General features: G+C 38.1%; 28 protein-coding genes and 1 other annotated feature. Of the genes, 3 read left to right on the top strand and 25 right to left on the bottom strand.

Annotation, left to right across the window (positions count from 1 at the left end):
• Positions 1-65: 65 nt before the first annotated feature.
• The 10 genes from SCSC_RS04860 to SCSC_RS04905 form a co-directional block, all read right to left on the bottom strand.
• Entirely contained in the window at positions 66-863 is a 798-nt protein-coding gene (locus SCSC_RS04860; RefSeq protein ID WP_006269368.1) for a formate/nitrite transporter family protein, read from the bottom strand.
• A gap of 175 nt (positions 864-1,038) precedes the next feature.
• The gene (locus tag SCSC_RS04865; protein ID WP_003068871.1) at positions 1,039-1,746 is read right to left on the bottom strand and encodes a glucosaminidase domain-containing protein; all 708 of its coding nucleotides are present in this window, start codon (positions 1,744-1,746) and stop codon (positions 1,039-1,041) included.
• Between the two features lie 324 nt (positions 1,747-2,070).
• Positions 2,071-2,658 carry a ribosome biogenesis GTP-binding protein YihA/YsxC gene (gene yihA, locus SCSC_RS04870; protein WP_006269383.1) on the bottom strand — a complete coding sequence of 196 codons (588 nt, stop codon included), beginning with the start codon at positions 2,656-2,658 and terminating at the stop codon, positions 2,071-2,073.
• 12 nt (positions 2,659-2,670) lie between these two features.
• A complete protein-coding gene (gene clpX, locus SCSC_RS04875) occupies positions 2,671-3,903 on the bottom strand; it encodes an ATP-dependent Clp protease ATP-binding subunit ClpX (RefSeq protein WP_003068865.1) in 1,233 nt (410 codons plus the stop codon).
• A gap of 53 nt (positions 3,904-3,956) precedes the next feature.
• The gene (locus SCSC_RS04880; RefSeq protein WP_003024903.1) at positions 3,957-4,130 is read right to left on the bottom strand and encodes a hypothetical protein; all 174 of its coding nucleotides are present in this window, start codon (positions 4,128-4,130) and stop codon (positions 3,957-3,959) included.
• A complete protein-coding gene (locus SCSC_RS04885; RefSeq protein WP_003068862.1) occupies positions 4,130-4,642 on the bottom strand; it encodes a dihydrofolate reductase in 513 nt (170 codons plus the stop codon). The genes SCSC_RS04880 and SCSC_RS04885 overlap by 1 nt, the downstream gene beginning before the upstream one ends.
• A 285-nt stretch (positions 4,643-4,927) precedes the next feature.
• On the bottom strand, positions 4,928-5,767 hold the full coding sequence (locus tag SCSC_RS04890) for a thymidylate synthase (RefSeq protein WP_003068859.1): 840 nt from the start codon (positions 5,765-5,767) through the stop codon (positions 4,928-4,930).
• Between the two features lie 85 nt (positions 5,768-5,852).
• Entirely contained in the window at positions 5,853-7,070 is a 1,218-nt protein-coding gene (locus SCSC_RS04895; protein WP_006269384.1) for a chloride channel protein, read from the bottom strand.
• A gap of 15 nt (positions 7,071-7,085) precedes the next feature.
• A complete protein-coding gene (locus SCSC_RS04900) occupies positions 7,086-7,349 on the bottom strand; it encodes a chorismate mutase (protein ID WP_006267865.1) in 264 nt (87 codons plus the stop codon).
• A gap of 38 nt (positions 7,350-7,387) precedes the next feature.
• Positions 7,388-8,230: a hypothetical protein gene (locus SCSC_RS04905; RefSeq protein WP_006269382.1), complete on the bottom strand. Its 843-nt coding sequence runs from the start codon at positions 8,228-8,230 to the stop codon at positions 7,388-7,390.
• Positions 8,231-8,537: 307 nt separating this feature from the next.
• Between SCSC_RS04905 and SCSC_RS04910 the strand changes: the two genes are divergently transcribed.
• A complete protein-coding gene (locus SCSC_RS04910) occupies positions 8,538-10,052 on the top strand; it encodes a helix-turn-helix domain-containing protein (protein WP_003068847.1) in 1,515 nt (504 codons plus the stop codon).
• Positions 10,053-10,223: 171 nt separating this feature from the next.
• On the opposite strand, the gene SCSC_RS04915 is transcribed toward SCSC_RS04910, so the two are convergent.
• The 7 genes from SCSC_RS04915 to SCSC_RS04945 all read right to left on the bottom strand — a co-directional run bounded on the left by SCSC_RS04915 (position 10,224) and on the right by SCSC_RS04945 (position 15,540).
• Positions 10,224-10,859, bottom strand: coding sequence for a Pr6Pr family membrane protein (locus SCSC_RS04915; RefSeq protein WP_006269395.1), 636 nt, complete (start codon positions 10,857-10,859; stop codon positions 10,224-10,226).
• Positions 10,860-10,867: 8 nt separating this feature from the next.
• Positions 10,868-11,206 (bottom strand): zinc ribbon domain-containing protein YjdM, encoded by a 339-nt coding sequence (locus SCSC_RS04920; RefSeq protein ID WP_006269403.1) that lies wholly within the window; start codon positions 11,204-11,206, stop codon positions 10,868-10,870.
• A gap of 139 nt (positions 11,207-11,345) precedes the next feature.
• Positions 11,346-12,242 carry an RluA family pseudouridine synthase gene (locus tag SCSC_RS04925; protein ID WP_006269400.1) on the bottom strand — a complete coding sequence of 299 codons (897 nt, stop codon included), beginning with the start codon at positions 12,240-12,242 and terminating at the stop codon, positions 11,346-11,348.
• Entirely contained in the window at positions 12,232-12,693 is a 462-nt protein-coding gene (lspA, locus tag SCSC_RS04930; protein ID WP_006269376.1) for a signal peptidase II, read from the bottom strand. Before lspA ends, SCSC_RS04925 begins: the two co-directional genes overlap by 11 nt.
• Complete coding sequence (locus SCSC_RS04935; RefSeq protein ID WP_006269372.1) at positions 12,690-13,598, bottom strand: LysR family transcriptional regulator; 909 nt, start codon at positions 13,596-13,598, stop codon at positions 12,690-12,692. Before SCSC_RS04935 ends, lspA begins: the two co-directional genes overlap by 4 nt.
• A 136-nt stretch (positions 13,599-13,734) precedes the next feature.
• Positions 13,735-14,604, bottom strand: coding sequence for a GNAT family N-acetyltransferase (locus tag SCSC_RS04940; protein WP_236587535.1), 870 nt, complete (start codon positions 14,602-14,604; stop codon positions 13,735-13,737).
• Complete coding sequence (locus SCSC_RS04945; protein ID WP_006269888.1) at positions 14,605-15,540, bottom strand: IS30 family transposase; 936 nt, start codon at positions 15,538-15,540, stop codon at positions 14,605-14,607. It lies immediately after the preceding gene.
• A 216-nt stretch (positions 15,541-15,756) separates the two neighbouring features.
• Between SCSC_RS04945 and SCSC_RS04950 the strand changes: the two genes are divergently transcribed.
• On the top strand, positions 15,757-16,014 hold the full coding sequence (locus SCSC_RS04950; RefSeq protein ID WP_003068825.1) for a metal-sensitive transcriptional regulator: 258 nt from the start codon (positions 15,757-15,759) through the stop codon (positions 16,012-16,014).
• A gap of 435 nt (positions 16,015-16,449) precedes the next feature.
• Entirely contained in the window at positions 16,450-16,938 is a 489-nt protein-coding gene (locus SCSC_RS04955) for a prolyl-tRNA synthetase associated domain-containing protein (RefSeq protein ID WP_006269905.1), read from the top strand.
• A gap of 135 nt (positions 16,939-17,073) precedes the next feature.
• Here the strand turns inward: SCSC_RS04955 and SCSC_RS04960 are convergent, their stop codons facing one another.
• The 8 genes from SCSC_RS04960 to thiI all read right to left on the bottom strand — a co-directional run bounded on the left by SCSC_RS04960 (position 17,074) and on the right by thiI (position 25,211).
• Positions 17,074-17,370 carry a rhodanese-like domain-containing protein gene (locus SCSC_RS04960; RefSeq protein ID WP_003024965.1) on the bottom strand — a complete coding sequence of 99 codons (297 nt, stop codon included), beginning with the start codon at positions 17,368-17,370 and terminating at the stop codon, positions 17,074-17,076.
• Positions 17,360-19,015: an FAD-dependent oxidoreductase gene (locus SCSC_RS04965; RefSeq protein WP_003024967.1), complete on the bottom strand. Its 1,656-nt coding sequence runs from the start codon at positions 19,013-19,015 to the stop codon at positions 17,360-17,362. Before SCSC_RS04965 ends, SCSC_RS04960 begins: the two co-directional genes overlap by 11 nt.
• A gap of 22 nt (positions 19,016-19,037) precedes the next feature.
• Complete coding sequence (locus SCSC_RS04970; protein ID WP_006269897.1) at positions 19,038-19,343, bottom strand: rhodanese-like domain-containing protein; 306 nt, start codon at positions 19,341-19,343, stop codon at positions 19,038-19,040.
• Between the two features lie 192 nt (positions 19,344-19,535).
• A complete protein-coding gene (locus SCSC_RS04975; RefSeq protein ID WP_006269906.1) occupies positions 19,536-22,430 on the bottom strand; it encodes a GbpC/Spa domain-containing protein in 2,895 nt (964 codons plus the stop codon).
• A 348-nt stretch (positions 22,431-22,778) separates the two neighbouring features.
• Positions 22,779-23,072: a 50S ribosomal protein L27 gene (gene rpmA / locus SCSC_RS04980; protein WP_003024983.1), complete on the bottom strand. Its 294-nt coding sequence runs from the start codon at positions 23,070-23,072 to the stop codon at positions 22,779-22,781.
• Between the two features lie 17 nt (positions 23,073-23,089).
• A complete protein-coding gene (locus SCSC_RS04985) occupies positions 23,090-23,434 on the bottom strand; it encodes a ribosomal-processing cysteine protease Prp (protein ID WP_003040403.1) in 345 nt (114 codons plus the stop codon).
• A 16-nt stretch (positions 23,435-23,450) separates the two neighbouring features.
• Positions 23,451-23,765, bottom strand: coding sequence for a 50S ribosomal protein L21 (gene rplU, locus SCSC_RS04990; protein WP_003035040.1), 315 nt, complete (start codon positions 23,763-23,765; stop codon positions 23,451-23,453).
• A 34-nt stretch (positions 23,766-23,799) separates the two neighbouring features.
• Positions 23,800-23,871: a sequence feature (ribosomal protein L21 leader region), on the bottom strand.
• 125 nt (positions 23,872-23,996) lie between these two features.
• Positions 23,997-25,211 carry a tRNA uracil 4-sulfurtransferase ThiI gene (gene thiI, locus SCSC_RS04995; protein ID WP_006269896.1) on the bottom strand — a complete coding sequence of 405 codons (1,215 nt, stop codon included), beginning with the start codon at positions 25,209-25,211 and terminating at the stop codon, positions 23,997-23,999.
• Position 25,212: the final 1 nt, after the last annotated feature.

Consider the following 25,212-nt stretch of genomic DNA (forward strand, 5'->3'; position numbering starts at 1 on the left):
GAAACGTTTCCATCCTCTTCTTCTACTTTTTTGAACACATTTTTATATGCACGAACGGTCTATTTTCAATCTACATAAGTAGTTTCGTCTTTATTTAAAAAAGCATAGGACAAACCAATCAAAAGCCCTCCACCAATCCAATTAGCTAAAAAAGTAACGCTAAAATGCCTTAAAATATTTAAAAGATTAAAAACCTCTATTTGCCCAGCAATTTTATTAAAAGCTACTAAAGAAAATGATGCAAAATTAGCTGCCAAGTGCTCATTGGTTAAAAAAACAAACATATAAATGGCAGAAATCACAATCAGAATTTTTGCAGTTGAATTTTTCAACAACAAATAAGATAGAATTGCAATATTAACAAAAATATTGGCAACAATCCCTTCAAAAATGACGAGCTGATTAGGACGAGACAATTTATGCTCTGCTATCCCAGCTAGAAAACTCTTTGATGTGAGATGAGTAAATTCACTAGTTTGATTAAAGATAAAACCAATAAAAAGAGCGCCTGCTAAATTAAAAAATGTACAATATAGTAAAATGAGCAAAGCTTTTTTCCAATTTATCTTCTTCAAAAAGGTTCCCGCCGTTAAATACATCATATTTGAAGTAGTTAATTCAGCATTTAAAAAGAGAATGTAAACTAATCCCCAAGCAAAAATAAACGGAAAAACAAAACGTCCAGTCCCAGAAGCAAATCCATTCATTAGGTCTGCTACAATAACTCCCGCCGCTGTACTCAATGTTAAAAATGCCCCTGCAAACATCGAACGAATTGCATACTTCGCTTTGCTCCTGTTAAATAATTCTTCCTTTTTGTGACACGCATATTCAATTTTTGAAATAAATAACGATTCTGACATTCTCATCTCCCCTTGTTTTTTGTCATAAAAACGATGTGTTCATTATATCACAAACTTTTAGTTATGGGAAACGTTTTCTTTATAGATCCATAAAAATAGACGAATAAACTAATTTCATCACCGAACAAAAAAGATTAGGATAAAAATCCCAATCTCTCTCATCTAATTACAAATATTATCGACGACGATTCGCCCAAGCAACATCCAAATTTAACACTTCCTGTGTTGTATATTGTTGACGATAAGGATTGTAGACCTTGTTAGATGCTGTAGCGCTAGTTGTTTGCGTACCTGGTACATCGTATTGTGTCAAATTATACTGTTGAATCAAATTATTTAGCTTGACGTTATAGCTTGTATCCGTCGCATAAATCCCTGTCAAAGCTGCTGTCGCATTCATATAACTGGTCGTATTACTCTTCCAAGCATAGGTATAGCGACTATGCTTTAAAATTGCTACATAGTCTTGCAAAGATTCAAAATAACTCGGATACGATCTAAACTCTGCATTGATCTTATAAGTATTTCCTTTCCCATCATCTTCTAGCGTAGGCATTGTAGCAGATTGACCAGCGTATTGACCTTTAATTCCAAATAAATTGTGATGAGGGGCAGCTGATAAAGCAGAACGTCCAGAATTGCTTTCCAAAATGGCCTGTGCAATCATAACGGAAGCATATAAATCGTTTGCTTGACCCAATTGACGAGCAGTTTCACCAATTTGTGAAATAAACACTTCTGTTTGGGTCAAGGGACGTTGGTAAGCCTCATCATTGGCACTAGCTGGGCGAATTTGCTTGGATAAAACTGCACTAACTAATAAAGTAACAGCCACCAAAACCAGAACTGTTAAAACTCTTTTTTTCAATTTTTTCTTTCTCATAGTTCATTTCTCCAGTATAATATATGTTTGATTATAACATAAAATCCTCGTTACTTAGTTACAATTTGGTGACAGATTCATTATAAAGGCGATAGAACAGAACTAAAAATTTTTACTTTTTCGTTCGTAGTTCCAGTTCCGCGAAAATGATTAGAAACTTTTTGAAGTCTAAAAGACAAACAAAGTTGAGACTTGCTTCGCAAGTCCTATCTGCAACCTCAAAGCAGTGCGTTGAGCAATCAGCTACCGTATCACGTGTCAAAAGATATTTCTAACGAAAAAGCAAGACCGGGATTTTTTGTCCCAGCCTCTTTTCTTTCATTCCTAAATTTTTTCCAAAATCGCATCCCAAGCCGCATCTAAACCATCTTTGTTTACAGATGAAAAAATAAGAAAATCATCATTTTTATCAAAATCTAACCTTTTTTTAATGACCGATTCATGCTTGTTCCATCTACTGCGTGGAATTTTGTCTGCTTTTGTAGCTACAACGATGACGGGTATCTCATAGTATTTTAGAAATTCATACATTTGCACATCATCTGCACTTGGCTCATGCCGAAAATCCACTAAACTTACAACTGCTCTGAGATTTTCCCTAGTCGTCAGATACTCCTCAATCATTCTACCCCACTTAGCTCGCTCTGTCTTAGAAACCTTGGAATAGCCATAGCCTGGGACATCCACAAATCGAAGTTGATTGTCAATGTTGAAGAAATTCAGCAGCTGCGTTTTCCCTGGCTTACCAGAAGTTCGCGCTAAGTTTTTTCGATTTAATAATGTATTGATAAAAGAAGATTTTCCAACATTGGATCGCCCAGCAAGAGCAATTTCAGGAATCTCATCCTGAGGATAATGAGATTTGTTGGCTGCACTCAACAAAATTTCCGCATTGTGCGTATTAATTTCCATACAACACCTCGCTTAAGCTGTTTCTAAAATCGGTTTATCTGTTCCATCAACTGCTTCCTTGGTAATCCGCACTAACTTCACATTTTCTTGACTTGGTACTTCAAACATGACATCCATCATGGTTTCTTCGATAATCGAGCGCAAGCCACGAGCGCCTGTCTTGCGTTCAATAGCTTTGTTAGCAATCTCTTGGAGAGCATCATCATCAAACTCTAATGTAACATCGTCATAAGAAAGAAGCGTTTGATATTGTTTCACTAAAGCATTCTTAGGCTCACGGAGAATTCGCACCAAATCATCAACAGTCAAAGGCTCAAGCGCTGCAAACACAGGCAAACGACCAATCAATTCAGGAATAAGCCCAAATTTTTGAATATCTTCGGAAATAATTTCTTGCATATAAGAACTATTTTCATCAATAGCTTTGTTATTTTGACCAAAACCAATGATCTTTTCACCTAGACGTTGTTTGACGATTTCTTCGATTCCGTCAAAAGCACCGCCAACGATAAAAAGAATATTCTTGGTATCCACTTGAATCATTTCTTGCTGTGGATGTTTGCGACCGCCTTGAGGAGGTACACTAGCTACAGTCCCTTCAATGATTTTAAGCAAAGCTTGCTGAACGCCTTCACCAGACACATCACGAGTAATAGAGACGTTTTCGCTTTTCTTTGCAATTTTGTCAATCTCATCTACATAGATAATGCCACGTTCTGCACGCTCAATATTAAAATCTGCAGCTTGCAAGAGTTTTAAGAGAATGTTTTCAACATCTTCCCCGACATAGCCAGCTTCCGTCAAAGCTGTCGCATCTGCAATCGCAAAGGGAACATTTAGACTTTTCGCTAAAGTTTGAGCAAGAAAAGTCTTACCTGAACCGGTTGGACCAATCATAAGAATATTGGATTTTTGTAATTCGACATCATCCTCTTCTTCACGATTATCGTGAAAATTGATACGTTTATAGTGATTGTATACAGCAACAGCCAGCGCTCGCTTTGCACGATCTTGCCCTATTACATAGTGATTTAAAATGTTAAGCAATTCTTGTGGTTTTGGTACTTCCGACAAGTCTGCCAAGACTTCTTCTGCTAATTCTTCTCTAATAATTTCTTGTGCTAATTCCACACATTCGTTACAAATAAATGCATTGTTTCCTGCAATAATTTTTTGAACTTCTTCTTGACTTTTACCACAAAAAGAACAATAAACCATCATTTCGCTCGTACGATTTGTAGGCATCTTTCACTCCAATCTATTCATTACAATTTCTTTTTCGTTCGTTTAGTTGTTTATTATTTAAATAAGGTCATATAAAAAGCATGAATACTATTCACCAAATTTGTAAAAGCATTCAGCCAAAAGAGAACTGATAATCCATACCGCTTTTTACGAAAAGCCTGTGTAGCCGCCATGACACAAACGACACACAAAAGAGCCGTAAAAAATCCGAAAATACTACGTTCCATTACGACTCCTTTCTCTGGAAGGTTGTTACAGTAAAATCATACTCATTCTTTTCGTCTTTGGCATAAAATTGACGAGAACACTCCTGAAATTTCGTCATATCAAACTCTTTCGGGAAATAGGTATCTCCTTGTAAACTAGCATGAATACGTGTCATAACTAACTCATCAATGAAAGGCCCAAATGCAGAAAAAATTTGACCGCCACCAATAATATAAAGCTCTTTTTCCTGCATCTCATACCATTTTAGAACAGAAGTGACATCGTGAAAGATCAATACATGCTCATTGTCTACTTGATACGACTTATCTCTTGTCAAAATAATCGTAGTACGATTAGGCAACACTCTACGATTCATCCCGTCAAATGTCACCCGACCCATTAAAATAACCTGTCCAGTTGTTGTTTCTTTAAAATGCTTAAGGTCAGCTGGTAAATGCCAAGGCAATCTATTGTTTCGCCCAATCAAGCCATCCTCATCTTGTGCCCAAATAGCTACAATTTTCTTCGTCATTCCCTCATCCTTTGAATTGATAGTTCTATTTTATCAAATTTCAGTAAAAAAGGCTGATTTTAACTATCAAATCACCAGACAATTTATATTTGCCTTTGGAAAATAGTTAAATAAGCCTCTTCGTTTATTAGTTTTTGAAAAAACATAATAAGTCTGGTGAAACTCAGCTTTCTGTGAATTCTTTTTATTTACATTCTGGGAGGCGATTGGAATTGCATAGGAAGCAAAACCAATTTGTATCAAAATAATAAACTTTTTTACATTCAGAGAAATTTTGTTTCATTATCAAATTGCTAAATCAAATTTCAACTGTGGCTTAACAGGGTCATAATTAATTAATTCAAAATCGTCTGCTTTAATATCAAAAAAGTTGGTTCCATCTGGAACATTCAATATCAAGCGAGGTGCACAATCCGTTGGTTCACGCCGGAGCAATTCTTCTGCTTGCTCGAATTGATTATCATAAATATGTAAATTATTGACAAAATAAAAGAATTTGCCAACTTTCCACCCAAAATGCTTAGCAATCATCATTTGCAATGCGACATACTGCATGGCATTGATATGGTGAGCTACCAACATATCATTTGAACGCTGTGTCAGAGTTGCATCTAGGTAGATTTCACCATCTACACGTCGGACATCAAACATGGTCTGAAAAGCACAAGGCAATAATCCTTCTGTTTCTTCAAAAGCTTCATAGTCCCAAAGTGAGATAATATTTCGACGATTCCAAGGATTCGTCTCCAGCTGTTTTAAAATTTTATTGATAATATCATGTTTTTTAACAACAGCACCATATCGCTCACCAATAGTGCGAGTAGTTCCTACTTCCCAATCATTCCAATAATGAACGTTGTATTTGTTTTCTAAAACTTCTAAGCTATTGGATTGATCTTGATAAATCCAGAGGACTTCTTTAATCGCTGATTTGATAGCAATCGGACGAAGCGTTGTGATAGGGAATTCTCCCTTGCTCAGATCGTACTCAGCAAAAGAACCAGTGATATACTTAGAATTAGCAACTTTCCCGTTTTTATAGCGCGGACGTGCATTTTCAGAAAAAACACCTTCATGTAAAATTTTTCGAATATTTTCTTTAAAAATGGAATCTACTTTTGTCATGACTTTCCTTTTCTAATCTTGCTTTTTCTAGTATAACACAAAATAAAAATCTCCTACAAGTTAAAACCTCATAGAAGATTATTTTTCAATATCGAATTTTTTGGGCTCCATAAATCGAATGTTGTCGGTGAAGACTAAATGCCACGACACAGACTATGAAAAAATATGGAAAATTGCTAAAACCAAACACCTCACAACCAATCAGAATCGGTCCCAAGAAAGTAGAGGTAGCACTTCCGAAAACTGCAGCATAGCCTAGCGCCGCAACCAAGCTAACTGGAAGACCAAATAAACCTGCCAGTAGAACGCCTAGACTTGCCCCAATGGCAAAAAGCGGTGTCACTTCTCCACCTTGAAAACCTGCTGATAAAGTCAAAACTGTTAGAAGTAATTTAAAGAACCAATCATATAAATAAATAGATTGTCCAGCAAAACTAGCCGTAATTAAATTTGTTCCAAGCCCTGAGTATCGACCTTTATCCAACAATAAAAAGACAATACTTAAGACAATTCCCATCACCACGATTCGTTTGTAGGGATTTGGAAAAATAGTTGCCGCTTTCTTTTTACTCCACAAGAGAGCATAAGCAAATACATTGCCACAAAGTCCAAATAAAACTCCAAGGAGCACTAATTTAATAACAAGTATTGGAGATAATCCCAAATGAGCAGAAATTGGTTGCATAAATTTTTCAAGACCTAACGCATGTGATGTCCAAGTAGAAACGAGAGAGGCTATCATGGCAGGATACAAAGCAGTCAGCTGCAAGTTTCCTACAACCAAGACTTCCATCGCAAACAAAACTGCCGCTAATGGCGTTTGAAACAATCCAGCAAAACCAGCAGCCATTCCTGTAACTAAAAATACTTTTGAAGTATTAGGAGTAGAAAAGTTCTTGCAAAACCAGTGAGAGACTGTGGCACCTAATTGTACTGCTACTCCTTCTCGACCGGCCGATCCACCAGAAAGATGCGTCAACCAAGTCGTCACTATAACAAGAGGGATTAAGCGCTTGGGAATGTGATTTTCTACACCATGCCCAACTTCAAAAATCAAGGTCATTCCTTTGCTACTTTTCCCACCATATTTCTGATAGAGAAATACAATCACTAATCCTGCAAAAGCTAAAAAAGGAATCAAATAAAGGGAATGCAAAGTGCGGACTTCACTTAAAAATATAAGCGTTCGCCCAAATATCGTATCAATAGTTCCAATTACTAGTCCCATAAGAATGGACAATACCGTAATAGCTATCACTTGATTTCCGATATTGACCCACTTTAACCTATGAATTTTTTTCATTTTATCATTCCTATATTAGATATGCCGCTCTTGATAAGCACGTGAATGTTTTAAAATATCTGAAAAAGTCTGCACAAGGGTATCTTCATACTGTTTTTCCTGCACACTATTTGCAACTTTCTCTAAAATAATTTGCTCACGCTGAGTATCCAATACTGCTTTCCCAGTCTGACGTTTGTAGAGAGCTACTTGGCTCACTAACGCCATTCTTTTTTCTAACAAGGTAATTAAGTCTACATCTATTTGATCAATTTCTTTTCTAATTTCTGCTAAATCCAAAGCTGCCTCCTAATTACTTTCTATCTTATCAAAATCTTTTACAATATGCTAGTGGTCGTCCTATCTCTACCATCTAGCTCAAGCACTTTTTCATATACCTTATCATTCCATTTTACCAGTCCATCGTTTTGATAATCTAAATAATGAATCCTGTTTTTTAAATAATTTGGAATAATACCTTCAAATTCCTTTTTATTTTGACTTGCAATAATGCAGACACAAAGACTGAGATCTAACAATACCTCATCTTTCACTTTTGCTGCATGATAACCATCAAATACATAGCCCTTTTGATTCACAATAGTTTCATACCGGAAATGAAAGCTAACACCAGGTATGAAAGCTTCTTCCAGATCGACTTCCGTGGGATTTCTTTCTAGCAATCGTTCCATTGCTAACCTATAACCAGATGTCGTATTAGACCACCCAAACATGACATAGTCAAAATAATCCGCTGGATCACCTGCTGCATTTCGTTTATCGTTCACAAGCTGTTTGCCAATCAAACCAAAAGCCTTCGTAGCAGACAGTAATTTCCCAGTTTTTAATATCTTTTTAGCAGTTTCTACAGTACAAGTATGGCTGAGATAATCTGACGTCACACATTCACCATATACATTAAAGGTTCCAGCTTCTTTTCTGTCACGCGGGGTAAACGGATATATTACTTTACTATTATCCAAATACTGACAGACTAGGCTTTGTAGAACAGGATTTTCACACTCTATTTGAGTCTTCCTATTGTACATTTTTTCATATGCCACGAACTTGGCAATTTTTTCCAATTCCCATTTGTTAATTTCAGGATAATCTACTAAGGCTAAATGGTAAATCCCCTGCCATTGAAGACTAAAATCATTTTTACAAATTTTTAATTTCATAGAATACCTTTTCACATTTATAATTGCTATGCTTATTATACATCTATATACTAAAAAATTGATAAGATATTTGATTCAATGATTGAAAAACTCATTTTATATCGTAAAATACTAAAATAGAATATGTGTAAATTTTTTCTCAATTGAATGCAAAAATACTTACTTAAAATGAGACAAACCTACTAAAATAGCGCCCTTTTAACCTCAATGACTCCAAACGATACTCATAACGCCCCTTTTCTTTAAAATCTTAGTTGACAAGCCCTTTCCTTGTATGGTAATTTTAAAAAACAGAGGAGAATCGTTTATGTTAGATAAATATTTGGAAGAATCAATTTTAAATAAAGCAACCATTTTACAAATCATTCTAGAATTTCAAACGATTGATATTGAGCAACTAGCACAACTCACTGAATTTAGTGAAAAAATCATCTATCAACATCTAGCAGAATTGAAAGAGGAATTCAATGATTTATTTTATCTGAAAGTTTTTGCGAACACAGTTCACTTAGACCTGATTACAAAAATCAATCCTTCCATCTGTTTTCATCGGATTTATCAAAGTTCAACCTTTCTCCACCTTTTGCGCTACTTCTTACAAGAAGAAAAAGAGAGTTTCATTTGCTTTATCCAAAAAGAGTACATATCCCGTGCAACTGGCTATCGAATACGTGATAAGTGTTTGGACTTTTTGAAAGAAGTTGGGTTATCTTTAGACAGATACCAAGTCATTGGACCAGAATACCGTATTCGTTTCCTTATCGCTTTGCTGGAATATAAATTTGGCATTCATCTGTATGAAATTAAAGAAAAAGAGTTAAAACTCGTTTATCAATGGATTCGTTCTTCCAATGCCCACATCTCACAAGAAGCCTTCGAAGCAGCTACAGAAGAAAGTCGATTCTTTTCTATTCTCGTGGTGCTAATGTGGAAACGAAAGAATTTTCCTATGGTTCTACCTGCCTCACAAGAGCTAGAAAAACTAAAAACGCTCCTTGTCTATCCAAAACTGATAACCTTAACCAAGAAAATTTTGGAACCTGCCCTACAAGTGATGTTTACACCGACAGACTACGATTATCTATTTTTAGCCTATTGTACTACCCCTAATCCTTTCTCTAGAGACAAATGGTTGGAACACGATCGCGATACAGCTCTTGATATTATCATGAAACAAGGAATGTTACTGCCGCTCATTCAAAAATTTCGCTTATTATTTGGAGATGAGCTGATCAATTCTCAACCATTTAGGATTGTCATGCTCTTCTTTATGAAGCCTTTTATCTGCAATTTACAAAGTTTGGTTCCCAATTCTTACATTTTCCAATATGACCACCGCGGATTGTTTGACCCCCTCTATCTCCTCTTGAGCCCACTTGTCAAAGAATGGATGAAAGAGGTGGGATTGACAGGTGAAGTATACAAGTACCACATTTATCATGTGACCATTCAACTAAGGGAGTTGATTTATGCCAATATGGCACCTATTTCTTTGTATATTTTTGCAAGTAATAATGCCGACGTAACGACTTTAAAGAATGCTTTTTCAAGAAATATTCCTCCTTCTATTACTCGGATTGTGGTAATTGACTTTTTGAATAGTTCGCTCCATTTACAGGATCACGAAGAAACAAATATAATTGTAGCAGACCAACATATTTCAACTTATATCAAGAGCTTATTTCCAGATAAGGAACACATTCTTATCAATTTCTCGATGAATTTTTATGATATTCATTACCAGCATATCTATGAAGCTATTTATAAGTTGAGAAAAGAACGCTATCAGGAATATATCAATGGGTTGAAAAAGTTACTTTAATCATCATTAGATGGAAACAGAGTAATGGTGTTTACTTTATGAACTGTCCTCAACAAAATGAAGAGCTTAATTTTTCAGCGCCAGTAGTAATTAAAGCAAGAAAAAACCTGAAGAAAACGTTCAAAAAAAGTTTTTTTCAGGCAAGTAGACAAATTTTGCTGTTTCAAGTATTTAAGAAGACCCTTTCCTATGTGAGGATAGGGACATAACTCCGTAAAGCAGAAAGCTCGCAAGCAAATAACCAATAAAAATTTTGATTGACCACTGTAAGACATAAGACCAGCCATATTTTGGGATATTTAGAAAGAAGTAAGCAAATGGACTGTCTTTAGCACCTGGAATAGGCCACTTGAGAACCAAACCATTAAACAGGGCAAAAGCCATGTAAAGTAGAGGCACACTAGTCCAAGCAATGGGATCAAACCAGCGATATTGCAAACGTTTATCAAAAAGCACAGTATCCGCTAAAAACCATAACGGTACAATGTAATGACATAGGAAATTTTCCAGTCGATAAAAATCAGTCGCTAACGGAGCAAGCAGAACATGATAGATGACACAGGTAATCATGATACACATAGTGACACCGCCTTTAATCCGAAATAGTGTCTTCGTTTGCCAGCGACTTTCAGAACGCGCCATTAGATACAGCAAATAAGCTGTGAAAGCTGTTACGATAATGTTGGACAAAACAGTATAATACATAAGCATGCCAAGACCGCCATGCTTTGTAATTTCAAGATATACTCCCACAAACCCTAAGATAAACAATATCATGCGGCTATAAAAAATTACATTTCGTTTCATTACTGACCTCAGATTTTCTTAACAAATTCTGACTTAAGTTTCATCGCACCAAAACCATCAATCTTGCAATCAATATTATGGTCGCCTTCTACAATCCGAATATTTTTCACGCGCGTTCCTTGTTTCAAATCCTTTGGAGCACCCTTGACTTTTAAATCCTTGATGAGAGTAACAGTATCTCCGTCCACAAGTTGATTGCCATTTGCATCAATCGCTTTGATGCCATCATCTTCTTCATCGACTTCAGCCGGATTCCACTCATAAGCACACTCTGGACAAACTAATAGTAACCCATCTTCGTAAACATATTCTGACTGGCATTTTGGACAATTTGGTAATTGATTCATCTTCTCTCCTTGCTAATACTTAGAATTTATGACGCCTTCCCATTTTACTATAAAATAAAAAATTTGACAAATAAGAGAAAATGACTAATTTTTAAAAGAAATCTACTATCATGAGTTTACATATTTTCTTACTCTAATCTCATTTCAGTCCTTTTCTCAATGTAGCTAATGTTTCTTGGAAAACGATCGGCACTTCTGCTGTAAATTCCATGACTTCTGCCGTCTTAGGATGAGTAAATCCAAGCGTTCTGGCATGTAAAAATTGACCGTGCCCTTTTAGCGTTTTACGTGGTCCATATACTTCATCACCTGCCACTGGGTGACCAATATAAGCCATGTGCACACGAATTTGATGTGTACGACCTGTTTCCAGTTGCAACTCCACCAGCGTATAATTGCCAAAACGTTCTAAAACATGGAAACGTGTAACAGCTGACTTTCCTTTTGCCGTTACAGCTTGTTTTTTTCTATCTTTTTCATTGCGTCCAATCGGTGCTTCAATAACGCCTCTGTCATTCGGCAGATTACCATGCACAATAGCCCAATACTTCCGCAGGGATTTTTTATCTTTTAATTCATCAGCCAGCTTGATATGCGCATCATCGTTCTTGGCAATCATCAACAATCCTGATGTATCTTTGTCAATCCGATGGACAATTCCAGGGCGCAAAACACCATTGATACCGGACAAATCCTTGATGTGGTACATCAGCGCATTGACCAGTGTTCCACTCGTATGCCCTGCACTTGGATGCACCACCATACCTTGAGCCTTGTTCACCACTGCGACATCTTCATCCTGATAAACAATATCCAGTGGCAGATCTTCTGCAACGTATTCCATCGCTTCAGGTTCGGGCAATTCGTAAGTAATCACATCACCTGCCTTGACAGCATATTTTGCTTTCTTGACTTGCCCGTTGACTAAGATTTGCCCATTTTTGATTTGTTCATTGGCATGGCTGCGGGATAATGGTGTCAAATCAGCAAGCGCCTTGTCCAACCGTACACCGCCAATCTCTACTTTAACTTGCATTGCCCTCTTCCTTTAACATCATCACTATCAGTACAAGCACACCAATCGTCAGATAACTATCCGCAACATTAAAAATTGCAAAATTGATAAAATCAAGCTGAAACATATCCACAACAAAACCTTGGCGCATGCGGTCAATAAAATTTCCAATTCCACCTGCAATAATTAAACTCAAAGCAGACAGCAGCCAGACAGAACCTTTGATGTGCTTGCTCAAATACCAGATAGCAGCGCCAATCACCACTAAAGTAATTACCGCAAACAACCATTGCTGGTTCTCCAGAATTGAAAATGCCGCTCCTGTATTTCGCAAATAAGTCAAACTCAAAATCTTTGGAAGGAAGGGTTTTACTTCACCTAATTGAATGTTTTTGACAATTTCAAATTTTACCCATTGATCCAAAGCAATTAAGGCTACAATCACAATTGGCACCATCACTTTTCGTTTCATTTTTTACCTCTTTTTGCAAAATATTTTTCCATAACAGCAACAAAAGCTGCACCAATTGGTGAAAGCTCTACTTCTTCACGTTTAACATAAACCATGCGATTTTCCAAGTTGTCTTGTAATCGAATCACCGTAATGCCGTTTACGCTATTACTATCCAAAAATCCAGATCCTGTTGCATAAGCATCTGTCCGCTCTAAAATACCATTCAAAGTGGCACGATCAGTTACATTAAACATCTGAGAACTGGCACTAGTATCCACAAAATTCTCTGAATAATAGAGATATTCATCCTTTTCCTGCGTAAAACGAACTGTCGGCAGATCTGCCAAATCTTCCATAGTAAGCTCCTCTTTCCCAGCTAAGGGGTGATCTGCCCGTAGATAGATATGCGTCTGAAAAGGAATCAAATCTATCACTTCTAGTCCCAATTTATCAATCCGCTGCATCATTCCTTTAGTATTTTGATTGTTCAGATAGATAATGCCAATCTCACTGTGCCCCTGCGCCACTTCATCTAAAATCTGCACTGTTGTGGATTCAAAAATTCGGAAATTCTTATCTTTTGGATAGCGTTTAGCAAATTCCGTTATCAGAGGCGGTAAGAAATCATAGTGCTGGCTAGCAATGGAAAATTCTGCTTTTTCTTCCTCTGGATTGGCGTATTGATTTTGAAATACATCAAATCCCTTGACCAATTCTTGGGCTTTTTCGTAAAATTCCATCCCTCGACGTGTCAGAAATGTGCCACTGCTCGTTCTATGAAATATTTTAAAGCCCAACTCTTTTTCTAAATCTCGAACTGCAATGGACAAGCTCGGCTGGCTGACATACATTTTCTCAGCTGCTTCACGAAAAGTGCCACTGTTGGCAATCGCTACAACATAACGCAGTTGTTGAATATTCATGCTTTTATCCTCTTTTAAATGTTTTATCATTATACCATAAATCAAGGCATAACTAAACCGTCATACACTAAGGATTCAATAAAGGCGTTCTCCTACTTTCCCTAGAATAACATTCTTGACACATGTTTGCCTCCTCTTACTTACCGACATAGACAACTTCTGTCATCACTTGAAACCCTAATCGTTGGTAAAGTTTGTAAGCACCTGTATTTTCCTTGTCTACTACAATTTGGAAATTTAAATCATTCCGCTCATACATGTCATTCATTATTGCCGACATAAGATAAGAGCCTAGTCCTTGTCCCTGTAGCTCTTTTTTCACTGCTAGACCAAAGAAGAAATTGAAATCTGTGCTCATATCAACAGAGCAAGATGCAATAATTTTCCCATCTTTTTTCAATACAAACAAAAGAGTGTTATTATCTAAGATAGCTTCACGTGCATAAGTGCGGCTGCTTTCTAAAGGATTTCCAAACGCTTCTGCTTGGAAAGTTGCAATCTCTTCGACCAAGTCCAAATCTGCCAAAACAACTTCTAAACCCGCTCTCTTTTCTAAAGCAAATTGTCTGCGCGGCTGCTCCAGCCACAACTCAGCATCTGTTATGTGAAATTGAAAATGCTCTAAAAAATTCGGGTGTTTGGTCAAAAAAGCTGTTTCTGTCACATAGTCAACTTCGGATAAATTGTATTGTGTCGCTACATTTGCAAATTCGCTTAGCAAGGTACGAGCAATTCCTTTGCGCCGATAAGCAGGTATCACATAGAGCGAAACTTCAGCTTCTTTCGGTTCATCAGCATAAACGAATAAATAACCTACTAACTTAGCGGCTTCATAGGCTAAGAAAAAAGCAGGCATATCTTTATCTACGTTGTAAGTCGTATCAAGATAGGGGGTACGATAAGTTCCATCTAGCTGATGACAATCTCTCGTAATTGCTAACAGTTGTTGGCGTTCTTTTTCTGTTACATTATTTCTTTTGATAAATTGCAAGAATAAGTGCAACATTTACTCTAACTCATCCACTAGAGCTTCATAAGCCGTTCTGTAAGCTAAACATTTTCGTGGTCGGTGATTGATATCATATAAGGCCTTGTTCAAAGCCTCATCAGAGATAGCAGCTAAATCTGTTTTCTTTGGGAAATATTCTCTTAGTAAGCCATTTGCGTTTTCATTACTTCCTCTCTGCCAAGATGAATAGGCGTCCGCAAAGAAAAAGGAAATTCCTAAATTCTCTACTAGAGGATAGCAGGCGAACTCTTTTCCCCTGTCTGAAGTGAAGGTTTTAAGAGTCTCTTTTGGAAATAGCCTACAAAGTTGTTCGATGGCTGAAAACATGGCTTTGGCTGTTCTATCTGGTATCTTGAAAGCTAAGTAAAAACGAGTTTTTCGCTCTAGAAAAGTCGCTAAACACCCCTTGCTTTTGCCTCTGGAAGACACTACAGTATCAAGCTCCCAGTGGCCAAAAGTTTCACGATTCCGAACCTCTTTAGGACGTTTGGCAATCGGCGTGCCAATCCTAAATGTCCCACGTGTTTCTTTGGGTTGTCGAGTTCTTCCTTTACGACGGAGGACGCTTAAATCCAGATCAATCAAACCAGCATAGAGCCAGTTATAGATGGTTTTAAAAGCTACCATTGGCTTTTGTTCAAGCTGATAGCGCCCACAAATCTGTTCAGGCGACCAGGAGGATTTTAAACCGTTCTCAATTTCCTTTTTCAACTTTGGTGTTAAACAAGACTTCCGACCTTTTTGCTTAGCCCTGTGGTCGTACTGTTCCTGTGCTAAGACTGCGGAATAACCATTTTGACATCGTCTTAACTCTCTTGAAATGGTAGACTTATGGACGCCAAGTTTACTTGCAATTTGGCAAGGTTTTAAACCTAATTCCAAGTAGGTTTCTATCTTTATTCGGTCGGTTATGGTAAGATGGGAGTAGCTCATAGTTTTTCCTCGGGTTCTGTTTGTGTGGTTACTTACAGTTTACACCAATGAAACGCTATGAGTTTTTTGGTTGAACTATATTTTACAATTTATCTTTTTAAAATATTCATCACTTTTCTCCTTAACTCTTTCATTATACCACAAAGAAAAAGCGGCTACTTTGACAAAGGAGACTATTCAAGATATAATGTAAAAAAATACACAGAGGACAAGAACATGACAAACTCAAAGCTTATTACGCGACTAAAACGCTCCGAGGGACAATTACGTGGCATTCAAAAAATGATAGAGGAAGAACGCGATTGTGCAGACGTTATCACCCAATTAACCGCTGTTCGCTCTAGTGTCGAGCGTGTCATTGAGTTGATGATTACCGAAAATCTCACCGAATGCCTCAACCATCCTTTGGACGATCCTAAAGCTCAAAAAGAGCGGCTAGAAAAAGCTGTCCAATACTTTATCAAACGAAAATAATCTCAGTAGTTTTCTTCGCTTGCTGAGGTTTTTTTATTGACGTTGCACAGTAAAAGCGTTATTCTAACTATCACTTCTTTTTTTAAAAATAGAATTGATCTATTGAGCACAGGGAGCGTCCGCCCGGCTGATGGACGAAACTCGTTTCTAGGTAGACTGTCCGCCCGGCGGAAAAAGTCAACTTGTTGTCAGGCAACGTTTCAGCCCGGCTGACAGAATAAACTGATTTCTAGGGAAGCCGTCTGCCCGGCGGACAGGGCAAATCTGTTTTTAGGCAAGTCGTCAGCCTGGCTGATGAACGAAACTCGTTTTCAGACAAGTTATCGACCAAGTTGATGAAGTGAACTGCTTTTGGTGCAGATTGTCGCCCATTGAAAAATACACCTCACTATTGTATAATAAAAGTAATAAAACAACCCAAAGGAGGCAAGTAAAATGGACTTATACACAAAAGTGGAAGAAACCCTAAACAAACTAAACATTCCATTTGAAATCGTAGAGCACGAACCAGCGCTTACAACCGAGCAAGCCGACAGCTTCATCAAAGGCATCGAGGGTGTCCGCACCAAAACCATGTTTCTTACTAATAAAAAGAAGACTGCCTACTATTTACTCATTATGGACGACAAAAAACGCTTGGACATGGACTTGTTTAAAGAACTGGTCGGAGCCAATAAAATCCGCATGGCATCATCTGATAGTCTATTTGAAAAAATGATGTTGCCAGCAGGTGTTGTTTCTCCTTTTGGATTGTTAAACAATGTAGACAAAGATATTCAAGTCTATTTTGACAAAGAAATCATGTCGGAAAAACGAATGAGTTTTCACCCCAATACCAATGAAAAAACACTCTTTTTAGACACAACGGACTTACTCAAATTCCTAGAAGCTATTGGTTATGAGCCACATATTATTGAGTTATAGGTTAGGCAAAAACTCAATTTCTAGTCAAAATGAAGCAATGAACAAGAAAAAGCTTAAAATCAACGTTTTTGATAACTTGATTTTAAGCTTTTTACTATTTTTGGAAGGTTTTTATTCAGTTCCTTTTCTCTTTCCTTATTCCACCTCGCCATGCCAGAAATTCATGCCCCCAGCTACATTGGTTACATCAAATCCTTGCGCACTTAAAAACTGACACGCAGCCGCAGAACGTGCGCCAGATTGGCAGATGACATAGTATTTCTCCTGCTGGCTGAGTTGTTTGTAGCCCGTCTCAAAAGTGCTTAATGGCAGATTTTTTGCCGTCGGCACGTGTCCCATTTGAAACTCATAATCTTCTCGCACATCAAGAATGGATAAGATTTCTGTCTGATATTTTTTATAAAATTCAGGCATGCTGATGCTAGTTTCCATATTCTACCCCCTCTGGTTTTACCATTTTGTACAAGGCAAAGGCGCCGTCTAGATTTTGAACAGAAAATCCTGCTTGTTTGAGAATGCGCTCGGCAATATAGCTACGAAGTCCACTATGACAGCTCACGATATAATCCTGCGACTTGTCTAACTCTCCTAAACGCTCACGCAATTCATTTAAAGGAATGTGAACCGTATCCACTTTCAAACGACCTTGTTGAAGCTCACTGGCCGTCCGCACATCTAGGAACTTCTTACCGGCAGCTAGTTCATCTTCCAATTCATACCACTGGATATTGTCGCTCAAACCTTCTACCAAGTTTAAGGCTGCATATCCCAGCATATTGACCGGATCTTTAGCAGAGCCAAACGGTGGCGCATAGGTAAATTCCAACTCTGGCAAATCAAAAATGGTTAGATTACCTTTAATAGCCGTTGCCAAAATATCAATCCGCTTATCAACGCCTTTTTTCCCAACACCTTGTGCACCGTAAATTTTGCCACTTGTTGGCTCAAAGAGGAGTTTCAAGGTCACATCAGTCGCACCCGGATAGTAGCCAGCATGATCCTTACCACTGACATGAATAACTTGATAAGGCAGGCCATTCATACGAAGAATGCGCTCGCTCAGCCCTGTTGAAGCTGCCGTCATGTCAAATGCCCGAACAATAGCTGTACCAATGCTGCCTTTATTCTTTCGAGCTACTCCAGCAATCACATCCGCAACTTGGCGACCTTGACGATTAGCAGGCGAAGCCAATGAAATCAGTGCATCTTCTCCTGTAACTTCTTGCTTGACAACAATCGCATCGCCGACCGCATAAATATCAGGTTGACTGGTTTCATAACGCTCATTGACTAAGATACCGCCACGCAATCCCAGCTCAATACCTGCTACCTGTGCTAAAGCATTCTCTGGTTGCACCCCGACAGATAAAATGGTCACATCAGAAGCAATTTTTTGCCCATTCTCCAGCACAATGACCTTTCCCTTGTCCTCAAACCGCGTAGCAGACTGAGAAGTAACTACTTGAATGCCGTTTTTCAACAATTCAGCCTGAACAAAAGCAGCCATTTCTTCATCAAGCGGTGGCAAAACATGCGGTGCTTTCTCAACAATTGTCACATTCAAACCACGCTTGCGAAGATTTTCTGCCATTTCAAGTCCAATGAATCCAGCCCCAATCACCACAGCTTCTTTTGGTTCTTTCTCCAAAGCTAACATAATCTCATCTAGGTCAGGAACATTACGTAAAGTATAGGTATTTTCAGCTGTTTCCAAACCTTCAATTGGAGGCACAAAAGGCTTTGCCCCCGGCGATAAAATCAACTTATCGTAACTCTCTGTAAATTCCTTTCCGTCATGCCGAACCGTCACCATATGTTGATCTGGTGAGATAGCCGTCACTTCATGGAAAGGTCTCACATCTAAACGAAAGCGTGCCTTTAAACTCTCAGGCGTTTGCACTAACAAGTCTTCCCGCTCAGCAATTTCTCCAGAAACATAGTAAGGCAGACCACAGTTTGCAAAGGAAACGAATGGCCCCTTTTCAAAAATAATAATCTCAGCGTCTTCTTTTAGCCGTCTTAAACGCGTCGCTGCAGACATTCCACCTGCAACTCCACCAACAATGATAATTTTCATTCAACTTCCTCCTTTATCACTTTTAAACAACTTTTCCGGTCCAAGCACTCATACCGCCTTGAACATTGACAACATCGTAGCCTTTTTTCTTTAGCTTTTTGGCTGCCATTTTGCTCCGCACACCGGAATGGCAAATGACATACAGTGTTTCATTTGTTGCTGGCGTGTATCTTGAGATTTCATTGAGTGGGACATTCTTCGCACCCTGAATATGACCATTTCGATATTCAGACGGTGTTCGTACATCTAGCAGTTGAATTTTCTTTTTTAATTTTTGTTCCAATTCACTTGTAGAAATACTATCTATTTTCGTAAATAAGTGAAACATAAGCACCTCCATTTATACCCTTATGGGGTATATTAAACCATGAAGCCTTTCTTTTGTCAAGCATATTGTTTCAATCTTTTAACAAAAAAAGGAAGCTTCACAAATCAACTATGCCAAGTTGCTTGTAAAGCTTATCCTTTCTATCGAATGATTCAACCTTTAGTTTACTTTTATATGTTTATAAAAGGTTCATCAATCCTCTTTTTTACAACGACCAACTAAACCTAAAGCTGATAAAAGTAAACTTACGCCCGTCAGCTTTGCAAGCATTGGACCAACTTGAGAATCACCTGTGCTTGGCAAGATTTCTGTTTTCGTTGGAGTTGCTTTTGTAGGAGTCGTTGGTACAACTGTCGGAGTCGTTGGCTTGTCCGGCGTTGACGGAACTACTGGAGGAGTTGGTTTATCTGAAGTTACTGGGATCGCAGTATAATAAACATCTTTAACCATATCCTCTTGAGTGACTGTTTCTGCCGAAACAGTTGCCACATCTACTGTGTAGCCTGGAATGACTGGAGATGGAACAGCGTCATAGGTTGCCTTGTCAGCTACCCAATCCGTAGTCTTCACAGCATCTCCCGTTACCTTATCTTTCGTCACCGTCCGTGTCCACGTTGCTGTTTGTACATTATTAGCTGGCGTTTGACTACCTGCTCCATGATAACGAACTATCAAACTCACTTTCTGGGTTTCTTGGATATCAGTTGTGCCATGCTTCAAGTGAACCGTCACATTTTGATCATGACTGCTATCAAGATCGAACTTAGCTGGAAGCTGCTCTTTTGAAACCAATTCATAGCCTTGGGCCAGATAACCTGATACAACCGTATCGTATTTCCTTTGCGCTGCTGCTGGAAGAGCTGCATCCGACTCACCAGTCGTTAATTCCACTTGGTTTTCTAAAGTCGTACCAGTTGTGTCATCAATAACTGTATAAGTCACTTTTTGTTTATTTAACCCCAACACTTCCTTATAAACGTACGTCACTTGGGTCGTCCCTTCAATGACCTTCCCTTTTTCGTTGCTTGGAAGTTGGGAAGCCACTAATCGATAGGTCTTCCCGTCAGAAGTGACTATCGTCGTTTTGCGATGTTCTTCCGTATCATAAGGCGTATTGGTGGAGGCTCCGGAAAGGGCTGTGACATCGTCTTGCAGCTGGTGACCGGACTCATCTTGGTAATGAACCGTCACATTTCCCAACACTTCCTTATAAACGTACGTCACTTGGGTCGTCCCTTCAATGACCTTCCCTTTTTCGTTGCTTGGAAGTTGGGAAGCCACTAATCGATAGGTCTTCCCGTCAGAAGTGACTATCGTCGTTTTGCGATGTTCTTCCGTATTGTAATCGGTATCAATAGAAGCATTAGAAGTATCTTCAACACTCTCTTTAATCGTTTCGCCAGCTTGATTTCTATAATTTACGATAACATTTCCAGTCACTTCAACGTAAGAATTATATACATTGGTTATTCCTAATTTTACTGTACCTGTTATATTATCAGATGACGATACATATTTATAAACTTTACCATTGAATGTTATTCGGTCTTCATGCGTTCCTGTATAACTTTCACCTATAAGTGTGCCTTTAGGTTTGACAGTTTGTGTTTCTGTCAACTTAGTAGTTGTACCTTGAATATAATTGTCAAGTAATACAGTCCCTGCTTTATTATAGCTAAAGAATTTATAACTTAAATTAGGCTTAGTCAAAACAAATGGTGAAGGTAACTTACTTGTAATAGCTAACCAATACCCTTTATCAAACTCTGAATCCCTACGCATAGTAAAAGAGATGACATCACCACTTCCTGATACACCAGCGATACTAGTCTTATAAAAATTAGGGTCACTAAAACTATCTGGAATATTTTGTGTCGGACTACTTGCAGCTAAACGGTTATCGGACTGTTTTTCAACAAAGGATCCCGTTATTTTTACTGGTTTGAAGTTATAATCTGTTATCCCTTCCTCATGCTTCTTTCCATTAAGTATTGTTTTTGACAAACTTGTTAGGGACAATATAGCTGGATTCTCTTGCTTGAATTGAATGATGTTACCATCCTCATCATAAAAACGAATTTTTACTTCATATCTAGAAGGTGCTGTTAAATTATAAAAAGTATAAATTCCTTTTGTTGGATCTTTTTCCGCAAAACCGATGATACCTGTTCCACTATTTAAATTTGTTACTTCATACACGACTTTAGCAATTTTTTTACCATTATAGCTTGAATTTTGTAAATTTGTGTAAGTAGCTGTTATAGTCTGACCTTTGTCAATCTTTGGAATAACAAAATTTCCTGATAAAGTCGTTTTGTATGCAGCAACTGGATTATTAGCAAACGTCCTGCCACTGCTCACATATTCTTCATATGAATATGCTTTAGGTGTATCTTGCTGACCAAATTCAGTTGTACCTGTAATTGATAAATGAGCATTAGGCTCACTTTCAAATTTTAATCCTTGAGTTACAACTTTACTAAGATATCCTGGCTTAGTTGTATTGGCCTGCGCTACTGCAAGATCGTTTTTGTATTTCTCTATCGCTTCTTTGATACGTTTTGCTTGTTCTTTTTCACGCGCATTAGCTTCTGCTTCTAGAGTAGCGACTTCTGCTTCAGTATTCGCAGTTCCAATATTTTCTGTCGCCTCTTGCTTTGCTTCAATCCCATTATTCTTGGCTTCTGTTACAGCGTCTTTTAATTCTTGATTTTCAACTGTTACATTTGGATTTTGATTTTCTGTCTGTGCAGTAGATAGCATTGCTTGAGAGGCGGCTGCAGTAGGTGCTGTTGCAGCTGCTCTACTAGTTGAACTCATAGTAGTAGCTGAATCAGCCTTTGTAGTTGTCAGAGTAGTATTATCTTCTTGTCTAGCCATTTGTGATTGTACAACAAGACTTGTATCTGACGCTTCAGCTATAGGTATAGGTGCTGTTGTTTTAGGACTTTCAATATCATCAGCCGCCACACTCTTGTGTAAACTAAACATTGCGATTATTCCAAATATAATAACACCAACAGTCCCATAAATTTTATTTTTACGAATTGAGCCATGACCTTGAAGTTCATTATTTTTTCTAAACATGCTAGTATCCTTTTTATAAATTATTTATCTTATCTATTCCTGAAGGTATAACTATATATGGAAATAGAAGAATTTCATTACTAATTACAACTATATTATTACTTGTAATCACGTTAAAGATGTCATTATACATTATACTTTGATAGCTGGAATAATTCAACTAATATGATACTAAAATACATAAAAAACACATGTAAAATGTACTTAAAATAAAGATAGCTGCAAAGTTGTTCACAGCTATCTTATAATGAGATGAAGATTGTTCGTTTTATCTACATTTCTTTTGTTGTTTTCAAATTATCATTTTCAAAAGAAAGACCCGTACCATGAGGTAGGGACTTTCAATTCTTATTTCGCAATTGGGTAAACAGAAACTTGTTTTTTATCGCGACCTTTGCGTTCAAAGCGTACAACGCCTTCAACTTTTGCAAACAAAGTGTCATCTCCACCACGTCCAACGTTGATACCTGGATAAATGTGAGTACCGCGTTGACGATAAAGAATTGATCCACCAGTTACAGTTTGTCCGTCAGCCGCTTTAGCTCCAAGACGTTTTGCTTGTGAATCGCGTCCGTTAGATGTAGAACCTCCACCTTTTTTATGGGCGAAAAGTTGCAGATTAGCAAGATTCATTTTCAACATAATGTTTTTCCTCCGTGTTAGTTTTCTGTGATAACTCTTGTCTGGACGAACTCAGCTGAGTCCTCCGATAGGTTTGCCATACCCAAGAAGAATGATTCAAAGAAAAGTTGAGTCATTTCTCTTTGGTGAGGTGGAATATCCGTAGGAATCTCTACTCGTAAAAATCCACCTTCTTCTTCGTTTAATTCTAAGATTGGTTCATAGCCTGCGAATTTTTCAATCGAATTGATGAAATTTATGGCAAGCGTAGAAACCGACGCACACACGACATCAAAGCCGTATTCGCCACTTTCGGCGTGTCCAGTAATTTCTGCACTCCTCAGCTCACCATCCTCGGCTCGTTCAAAGACTGCTTGTATCATGTGCTCTCCTTAAAAATTAAGCGTTGATTGCATTGATGACAACCTTAGTATATGGTTGACGGTGACCTTGTTTACGATGGCTACCTTTTTTAGGTTTGTACTTGTAAGTAACAACCTTCTTTTGTTTTCCTTGTTTTTCAACAGTTCCAACAACAGTAGCTCCAGAAACAAGCGGAGTTCCGACAACAGTGTTTTCACCACCAACAAGAACAACTTCGTCAAATGTTACATCTTGACCAGCTTCAACGTCTAATTTTTCAACGTAGATTGCTTGACCAACTTCAACTTTAACTTGTTTGCCGCCAGTTTTAATGATTGCGTATGTGCTCATTATGCACCTCCTATGAATTTTACGGGTTCCCCCTAATTTTGTGAAGACTCGCCTAGCATCGTGGGACGAACCACTTATGACGATGTTCGAGCGGTTGCACAGGCTGTGCATAGTCAACTCTCTAAGTATAGCATTTCTAGAATTATTTGACAAGTATTTTTTATCAAAAGACTAACTGAGTAGCTTTTAGTAATTTCCCAGAATAACTTCCAATCTCAAAATCCGTTCTTATTACAACAATCCTTCAATCATCTCATCCACTTCGTCTGTTTCTGCTTCTGGTGTGATTTCAGTAATGATGATATCAGCAACAGCACGTTCCACTAATCCTTCCACATCCATACGTGTTTCGTATTGCTCTGCATTTTTTATCTTTGGATTGGTTTTCGGACGATCTGGGGCAAAAATGGTACAGCAATCTTCAAAGGGCTGAATTGAGATATTAAAGGTATCAATCTTTTCAGCAATGTCAATGATTTCCAGCTTATCCATAGTCACAACTGGGCGAATAATTGGAGTGTTAGTGACAGCATTGATTGCTTGCATGCTTTCTAGCGTTTGGCTAGCAACTTGACCAAGGCTTTCTCCGTTGATGATAACGAGCCCACCACGTTCTTCACGAATGCGATCTGTAATGCGCATCATAAAGCGTCGAGTTAGGGTCATCAGATAAGCTTCTGGTGCTTTCGCTTTAATTTCTTCTTGAATTTCTGTAAATGGCACTTCAATAAATTGAATATTGCCACCAAATTTGGTTAATTTGCGCGTCAAATCTTGCGCCTTTTTGAGAGCACCGGGACTTGTATAAGGGGGGCTAGCAAAGTGCACCGCTTCAATATCCACCCCGCGTTTTAGAGCTAGATAGCCTGCAACGGGTGAATCAATCCCGCCTGACATCATCAGCATACCTTTTCCAGATGTTCCGACAGGAAGACCGCCTGCTCCACGAATCGTTTCATAGGACAGATAGGCTGCTTCTTCGCGGATTTCTACTTGCAGTGTAATATCTGGTGCTTTCATCTTGACTTGAACATGTGGAATCGCATCAAAGACTGCATTTCCCAAGGTCTGGTTCAATTCACGACTATCCAATTCAAAATTGTGGTCACTGCGTTTGCTGGCAATCTTGAAAGTCATCCCCTCTTTATAAATCTTTTTCATAATTGTCTGCACCGCTTCAACTAAAGCTGGTACTGATTTTTCAATCTTATAAGACGGAGAGAAATTTTGAATCCCAAAAATCTGTTTGAGCGATTCTGCAACTGGTTGATAAGCCGTTCCATGAAGATAGACATGTGCACGATCTCGGTCTGCTTTCACATGCACATCTGGGTAGATAGAGAGGACTGCTTGCATATTGCGTTTCAATTTGTTAATAAAACGCATGCGATTTTTTCCTTTAGTTGAAAGCTCGCCGTAGCGAACCATAATTTCTGAATATTGCATT

Origin of the sequence: Streptococcus constellatus subsp. constellatus, assembly GCF_023167545.1 — a bacterium.
GTDB lineage: Bacteria > Bacillota > Bacilli > Lactobacillales > Streptococcaceae > Streptococcus > Streptococcus constellatus.